Origin of the sequence: Streptomyces dioscori (assembly GCF_003024195.1) — a bacterium.
GTDB lineage: Bacteria > Actinomycetota > Actinomycetes > Streptomycetales > Streptomycetaceae > Streptomyces > Streptomyces dioscori.
Genome location: NZ_KZ679045.1, coordinates 358895 through 366411 on the forward strand (window position 1 = coordinate 358895; position 7517 = coordinate 366411).

6 protein-coding genes are annotated in these 7517 nt (G+C 71.5%); 3 read left to right on the forward strand and 3 right to left on the reverse strand.

Going from position 1 to position 7517, the window contains the following annotated elements; all coding sequences use genetic code 11:
• Positions 1-78: 78 nt before the first annotated feature.
• Entirely contained in the window at positions 79-573 is a 495-nt protein-coding gene (locus C6Y14_RS22240; protein WP_107018521.1) for a DUF3145 domain-containing protein, read from the reverse strand.
• Between the two features lie 198 nt (positions 574-771).
• On the opposite strand from C6Y14_RS22240, the gene C6Y14_RS22245 reads away from it, so the two are divergent.
• Positions 772-1686, forward strand: coding sequence for an SGNH/GDSL hydrolase family protein (locus C6Y14_RS22245; protein WP_107018522.1), 915 nt, complete (start codon positions 772-774; stop codon positions 1684-1686).
• An 86-nt stretch (positions 1687-1772) separates the two neighbouring features.
• On the opposite strand, the gene C6Y14_RS22250 is transcribed toward C6Y14_RS22245, so the two are convergent.
• Positions 1773-4214 carry a beta-glucosidase H gene (locus C6Y14_RS22250; RefSeq protein ID WP_107018523.1) on the reverse strand — a complete coding sequence of 814 codons (2442 nt, stop codon included), beginning with the start codon at positions 4212-4214 and terminating at the stop codon, positions 1773-1775.
• Positions 4215-4399: 185 nt separating this feature from the next.
• On the opposite strand from C6Y14_RS22250, the gene C6Y14_RS22255 reads away from it, so the two are divergent.
• Both C6Y14_RS22255 and C6Y14_RS22260 read left to right on the forward strand, forming a co-directional pair.
• Positions 4400-4969: a TetR/AcrR family transcriptional regulator gene (locus C6Y14_RS22255; RefSeq protein ID WP_107018524.1), complete on the forward strand. Its 570-nt coding sequence runs from the start codon at positions 4400-4402 to the stop codon at positions 4967-4969.
• A 150-nt stretch (positions 4970-5119) separates the two neighbouring features.
• Positions 5120-6445 (forward strand): pyroglutamyl-peptidase I family protein, encoded by a 1326-nt coding sequence (locus C6Y14_RS22260; RefSeq protein ID WP_199854806.1) that lies wholly within the window; start codon positions 5120-5122, stop codon positions 6443-6445.
• On the opposite strand, the gene C6Y14_RS22265 is transcribed toward C6Y14_RS22260, so the two are convergent.
• On the reverse strand, positions 6435-7223 hold the full coding sequence (locus C6Y14_RS22265) for an EI24 domain-containing protein (RefSeq protein ID WP_107018525.1): 789 nt from the start codon (positions 7221-7223) through the stop codon (positions 6435-6437). The genes C6Y14_RS22260 and C6Y14_RS22265 overlap by 11 nt on opposite strands.
• Positions 7224-7517: the final 294 nt, after the last annotated feature.

The following is a 7517-nucleotide window of genomic DNA, read 5'->3' on the forward strand; positions in this document are numbered from 1 at the left end:
CGCGCAGTTCCCCGCGCCCCTAAGGGCGAAAAGCCTAAGGACTGCGCCGTTCCCCGCGCCCCCAGAAGCAAGCGGACCCTAGACCACCTGGTGGAGCCAGCGGACCGGGGCGCCTTCTCCTGCGTAGCGGAAAGGCTCCAGTTCGTCGTCCCACGGCTTGCCGAGGAGGCGGGTGAGTTCCGACTCCAGGTGGGTCTCGCCCTGCTGGGAGCGGGCCAGGGCCGCGCGCAGGCGGTCCTCGGGGATCAGGATGTCGCCGTGGATCCCGGTCACCGCGTGGAAGATGCCCAGGTCCGGGGTGCAGCTGTAGCGCTCGCCCTCGGCGGTCGCGCACGGCTCGGCGGTGACCTCGAAGCGCAGCATCTGCCAGCCGCGCAGCGCCGAGGCGAGCTTGGAGGCCGTGCCGACCTCGCCCTTCCAGGAGAACTCGGATCTCCAGGTGCCGGGCGAGGCGGGCTGCCGGATCCAGTCGAGGCTGACCCGCGTACCGAGCACGCCCGCGACCGCCCACTCGACGTGCGGGCACAGCGCACGCGGCGCGGAGTGCACGTAGAGAACTCCACGTGTCGTCACTGGCACCTCCGGACAGAGCGGGCACTTTGCGGCTTGGCGGATCGTTCAGTGGCAGTGCAGCCACGTGGCGAGGCTACCGTGCGGCGGCGCAAGGAGTGTGACGTACCGTCGCTCCAGGCGCCCGGAAACACGGAGGTTTCACCCGGGAGGACGCTCGGGGGTGAGCTGCCGTTGCGCGACGAACGAGGGGAACTGGGGATGCGGAACCGTGGTCACCGTTCGCGGGGCCTGGTCGCGGCCGCCGTGGCGGCTCTTGTCGGCATCGCGGGAGTGACCGGATGCGACGCGGTGGGCGGAAACTCCTCCGGGCCGACGGGCTCCGACGCACAGAGCAGAAAGCCCTCACCGAAACCCACACCGGACTGGGACCGCAGTCCGCGCTCGCTGGCCGCCGTCGGCGACTCGATCACCCGCGGCTTCGACGCCTGCTCGGTCCTGACCGACTGCCCCGAGGTCTCGTGGGCGACCGGCACCGACACGAAGGTGAAGAGTCTCGCGGTACGCCTCCTGGGCAGGACCGGAGCCTCGCAGCGCAGCTGGAACTACGCGGTGACCGGCTCACGCATGGCCGACCTGCCCGGTCAGATGGCGCAGGCCGCGGCGAAGAAGCCCCAGTTGGTCACGGTGATGGCCGGCGCGAACGACGCGTGCCGTTCGTCGGTGTCCGCGATGACGTCGGTCGCGGACTTCCGCACCCAGTTCGAGGACGCGCTGAGCACGCTCCGGTCGGCGCTGCCGAAGACTCAGGTGTACGTGTCCAGCGTGCCCGATCTGAAGCGGCTGTGGTCGCAGGGGCGGACGAATCCCATGGGCAAGCAGATCTGGAAGCTGGGGATCTGTCCTTCGATGCTCGGTGACGCCGACTCGATGACTTCGGCGGCGACGACGCGGCGGGATCGGGTGCAGGACCGGGTGGAGTCGTACAACACGGTTCTGGAAGAGGTGTGCGCGAAGGATCGGCGGTGCCGGTTCGATGGCGGGGCGGTCTTCGAGTACCGGTTCGGGACCGCGCAGCTGAGTCACTGGGACTGGTTCCATCCGAGTGTGAACGGGCAGGCGCGGCTTGCCGAGATGGCGTACGGGGTTGTTACGTCCCGTACGCCATCCCGGTGACGGGGGTCGCGTTGTCGGGTGCGGGTCCGGTGGGGGCTTGTCGCGCAGTTCCCCGCGCCCCTGGAGGGGCTGCGCCCCTCTAAGGGCTAAAAGACACAGGTTGCCCTCAGCCTGGTGTCCGTGAGGCTGTGGGAGGCCTCGATCTCGTAGGTGCCCTTCACCGGGGTCCAGGTGTTGGTCTGGTCGTCCCAGACCTCGAAGGCTCGGCTCGGGAGGTCGACGGTCGTGTGGACCGATTCCCCCGGGGCGGCCTCGACCGTCGCGAAGCCTGCCAGCCAGCGGGTCGGGCGGTCGGGGGTGGGGTCCGTCGGGGCGAGGTAGAGCTGGATCGTCTCCCGGCCGGTGCGGGTGCCCGTGTTGGTGACGCGGACCGTGACCGTCGTACCCGTCACGTCGATCTCGTCGTACGTCCAGTCGGTGTAGCCGAGGCCGTGGCCGAAGGGGTACGTCGGGGTGCGGTTCTCCCTCTCCCAGGCCCGGTAGCCGATGAACACGTCCTCGGTGTAAGGGAGTTCGCCGTCGGTGGGGGTGACCCTGGTGACGGGGGCGGAGTCCAGCGGGCCCCAGGTGGTGGGGAGCCGGCCGCCGGGCTCGTGGGCGCCCGTGAGGACGTCCGCGAGGGCCGCACCGCCCTCCTGGCCCGGGAACCAGCCGAGGAGCACCGCGGCGACCTCCTCGCGCCACGGCAGTTCCACCGGGGAGCCGGAGTTGACGACCACGACGGTGTGCGGGTTGGCGGCGGCGACCGCGTGCACCAGCTCGTCCTGGCGGCCCGGGAGTCGGAGGTCCGCGCGGTCGAAGCCCTCGGACTCGACGCGTTCGGTGGTGGCGACCACGACGATCGCCGTGTCGGCGGCGCGGGCCGCTTCGACGGCCTCGGCGATCAGCTCGTCGGGGTCTCGCGCGGGCTCCTGGTGGGCGAGCGTGAAGCTGATGACCCGCATGGGCACGTCGTCGGGGACGTCGACGGTGTGGCGCAGGGAGACGGCGTAGGCGCGGCCGGCCGTCAGGTCGACCGTGGCGCGCTCGACGGGGTCGCCGAAGAACGTCACGAACGGGTCGTCCAGGTCGGTGCTCTGGACGCCGTCGAAGTGCTCCGTGCCGTCGATCGTGAGCGTGAAGGCGCCGAGCCCCTTGATCCCGAACGTGTGCGGGCCGCTCTCGCGCGGGGTGAAGGTGCCGGTCAGTTCGACGCTGTCGAGGCGGTCGTGGGTGACGCCGTCGGGCAGGTCGTTGCCCATCCATTGGATGTGCCCGCTCGGCGCGGAGCGCGTGCCGAGGATCTCGCCCTCGCTGTCGCGGCAGATCGCGCGCAGCTCGAACCCCTTGTCGGCGGCGGCCAGTTCCTGGCTCGGGTCGGCGCCGACCGCGTACGTGAGCGTGCCCTCGGGGAGGGCGGCGGTCAGGCCGTCGAGCGGGGAGACGACGTGGGCGGGGAAGACGGTCGCGGAGCCGCCGCCGAGGACGCGGGCGTCACGGGCGGCGGCGCCGATGAGCGCGACCGAGTGCCCGGCAGGGATGGGCAGGGCGCCGCCTTCGTTGCGTACGAGGACGAAGGCGCGGCGGGCGATCTCGCGGGCCAGGGACTCGCCGTCCACCGTCTCGGGCAGGTCGGTGACGACCGGTTCCGCGCCCTCCAGGATGCCGACGCGGGCGGCGAGGCGCAGGACGTTGCGCACGGCCGCGTCGACCTTGGCCTCGGTGGTCTCACCGGCTCGGACGGCGGCGGCGAGCTTGTCGCCGTACACGGTGACCGGGCCGGGCATCGCGACGTCCAGGCCGCCCTCGATGGCGCCGACGGTGGAGCGGGCGGCCATCCAGTCGGAGACGTTGTAGCCGTCGAAGCCCCATTCGCCGCGCAGGACCTCCTCGACGAGGTACCGGTGCTCGCTCATCGTGCTGCCGTTGACCGAGTTGTAGGCGGTCATGATGCCCCACGGGTGGGCGTTCTCGACGATGGCCTCGAAGGGGGCCAGGTACAGCTCGCGCAGGGCGCGCGGGGAGACCGTGTTGTTCACGGTGAAGCGGTCGGTCTCGGCGTCGTTGGCGACGAAGTGTTTGACGGTGGTGCCGACCCCGCCCTCCTGCACACCGGTCACGTATCCGGTGCCGATCCGGCCGGTGAGGTACGGGTCCTCGCTGTACGCCTCGAAGTGCCGGCCGCCGAGCGGGGAGCGGTGCAGGTTGACCGTGGGGGCGAGCAGGACGTGGACGCCCTTGCGGCGGGCCTCCTGGGCGAGGAGGCGGCCGGCCCGGCGGGCCAGGGCGGGGTCCCAGGTGGCGGCGAGCGCGGTCGGGGACGGCAGGGCGATCGACGGGTCGTCGGCGGTCCAGCGCACGCCCCGGACGCCGATCGGGCCGTCGGACATGACCAGTGACCGCAGCCCGATCGCGGGCAGCTCGGGCAGGGACCACATGTCCTGCCCGGCGAGCAGCCGCGCCTTCGTGTCCAGGTCGAGACGGGCGAGTGCCGCCTCGACCACCGCCTCACGCGCCTGATCGGCCGGGGTGGGCCGCGTTCCTGCCATGGCCGTGCCTCCTCGTTGAGTCCGTCGCGTCGAGTCCGTCGCGTCGCGTTGTGTTCCGTCGCGCACCGATCCGTCACTGCCATCCTGCCCGCGTCACCTGTTGATCGGTAGGTTTCGTTATGTCCGCGTTATATTTATGTCATGGGAAGCCGCATGGGGAACCCCGTCCGTCGTACGGTGACGTCATGACGAGCGGGGCGCCCAGATCGGCCAGGGGCACGGAACGGCGTGCGGAGATCCTCCGGGCGGCGCTGGAGGTGATCGCCGAGCGCGGCTACCGGGGCGCGAGCCTGGCCGCGGTCGCCGAGCGGGTCGCCCTCACCCCGCAGGGCCTGCTGCACCACTTCCCCACCAAGGAGGCGCTGCTCGTCGCCGTACTGGCGGAGCGCGACCAGTGGGACGCGGTCCCCGGCACCGGGTGGCGGCTCGAACTGCTGGGCCAGCTCGTCGAGTACAACGCCATGCGGCCCGGGATCGTACAGACCTTCTCGGCGCTCCTCGGCGAGAGCGTCACGGAGGGGCATCCGGCGCGCGAGTTCTTCACGCAGCGGTACGAGGCCGTACGCGCGAACATGGCGCAGGTGCTGCGGACCGAGTACGGGGAGCGGCTGCCGAGCGGGCTCACTCCGGAGCGGGCGGCTCCGCTGCTCGTCGCGGTGATGGACGGGCTGCAGTACCAGTGGCTGCTCGCTCCGGATTCGGTGGACATGCCGGCGGCGTTCCGGGACTTCCTCACGCTGCTGGGCGAGGACTGACCTTCGCGGGGTCACGCACCACGGCGTCTCGCACCTCACACACGTCACGCACGTCACAGGGCTCACGCGTTATGGCGTGCGTCCCGTGCGTCGCGCATACTGCCGCCATCCGACGACGTCCCCCCTCGCGACGGAAGGACCTGAACCGCCTTGACGCACATACGTGTTCGGATCGGCGCCCTCGGCCTGGCTCTCATGGCCGGACTCGCCGCACCGCCCGCCCTCGCCGCGGAGAACCCCGCGGCCGCGCCCACCGTGGAGGAGCAGCGCCTCGACAGGGCGGCGCCCCAGGAGATCCTCGCCCGGTCCGGATTCGACACGGTGGCACCGGAGTTCGCCCGCGCGCTGGGCAAGGCCCGCTCGTACGCTCAGGCCGAGCGGCTGGTCGAACGGCAGGGCTCGCGGCTGTGGCAGCGGGCGGTGGACCGGGCCCAGGGCCGCGGGCCCGCGGGCGGCGACCTCAGCAGGGACGACGACCGGCCGCTGTACTGGGCCCGGCTCGGCATGACCCGTGAAGTACGGCAGTGGCAGCCGGAGTTCGGTCTCACCGAGGCCCGGCGCGCGAAGCTGCTGGCGGCGCTGGAGCGGACGTCACGGGGCCAGGACTCCATCCGGTACCCGCGCTCCGGGGCCAGGTCCGCGACCAAGGACACGTCCGCAGCCGGGTCCGCAGCCGAATCCGCATCCGGGTCCAGGAAGGTCAAGCGGATCCTGGTGACCGGGTTCGATCCGTTCACGCTGGACCGGGACGTACGGATCTCCAACCCGTCGGGGGCGACCGCGCTCGCGCTGGACGGCACGGTGATCAGGACGGCGGACGGTCCCGCGCGCATCGAGACGGCCGTCTTCCCGGTCCGCTGGCAGGACTTCGCCGACGGGACCGTGGAACGGACCCTGCGCGCCCACCTCCCCCATGTCGACCTGTTCACCACGGTCAGCCAGGGACGGGTGGGCCGTATCGACATCGAGCGCACCAACGGGGCCTGGCGGGGCGGCTTCCCCGACAACGAGAACCTCTCCCGCACCGAGACCGTCCCCGTGACCGACCCGGCCTCGCAGCCGCAGTGGACGACGACGACCCTGCCGTACAAGGACATCGTCGCGGCGGACACGGGACGCTTTCCCGTGTACGACAACACGTCGGTGACCGAGATCCCGGCGGGCGGGACCGATCCCGTCGTACGCCCCGAGGGGCCGACCGCGGGCTCGACCGCCCGAGCGGGCGGCGGAGGCAACTACCTGTCCAACGAGATCGCGTACCGCGCGACGCTCCTGCGGGACCGGCTCGGGCTCGGCGGCTCGCTGCCCGGCGGGCATGTCCACACGCCGGTGCTGGAGTTCGGGGCGGGCAACACGGATCCGGCGAGCGGGACGGTCACCGACGCGCAGTTCGTGCGGAACCGGCTGGACATCATCGCCCAGGTGCGGTCGATCCTGACAGTGGCGGCAGACGCGACGGACGACGTCACCGGCTGACGGGGCTGTCGTCCTCCTCGTTCTCCTCGCGGGTCTCCTCGCCCAGCAGGTCGCGGGCCATCAGAGTGGCGCCCGCGACCGCGCCGGGCATCAGGAAGACGGCGACGAAGGGAACGAGGAAGGCGATGGCCAGCGGGGTGCCGAAACCCCAGACCAGCATCCTGCGCGAGCGGAGCATGGTGAGCCGGTCGCGGACCACGATGTTGCGGCGCTGCAGGGCGACCGCGGTCAGCTCCTCGGTGAGGAAGAAGCCGGTCACGAAGAAGCCGATCACCGGGACGACGGTCTGTCCGACGAACGGGACGAAGCCGAGCGCGAAGAGCAGTACGCCCCAGACCAGGGCCCTGGCGACGATCCGGAGGCTGTCACGGGTCGAGATCAGCAGTTCGCGCCAGAGCGGGAGGCCCGACTCGGGGGCCCTGCCGTCCGGGGAGACGTCCCGGTCCACCTTCTCGGAGAGGCTCTCGTAGAAGGGCTGGCCGATGACCAGGGTGGCGGCGGTGAAGGTGATCACCGAGAGGAGCAGGGCTAGCGCGAAGAGGACTGCCGTCAGGAAGCCGCGGAAGAGTCCGAGCCAAGGGCTCGACCAGTCGTCGGCGAAGGGGGTGGCCCAGGTGATGAAGTCCGTGCCCCACAGGGCCAGGGCGACCAGGGCTGCGGCGTACAGGACGAGGGTGATGAGGCCGGGGATGAGTCCGAAGCCGAACTGCTTTCCGTGCGTGGCGACCCAGCGCTGGCCGCGCAACAAGTACCTGAATCCCACCCCAAGATCACGCATGCGTTCACCCTACCGGGCGGGGTGCGCCGCCTGGGGCACGGTGGGGGCGGGCCGCGCAGTTCCCGCGCCCCCGAAAGCCGAAAAAAACGCGCTGTTCCCCGCGCCCCCGAAAAACCAAAAGACTGCGCAGTTCCCCGCGCCCCTAAAGACAAAAGACTGCGCCGTTCCCCGCGCCCCTGATGGGGCGCAGCCCCTCCTGGGGGCGCGGGGAACTGCGCGACCAGCCACGGACGGGTCGCGCCGTGCAAGCCGACACCAGGCCCCACCCACCCCAGGGGCGCGGGGAACTGCGCG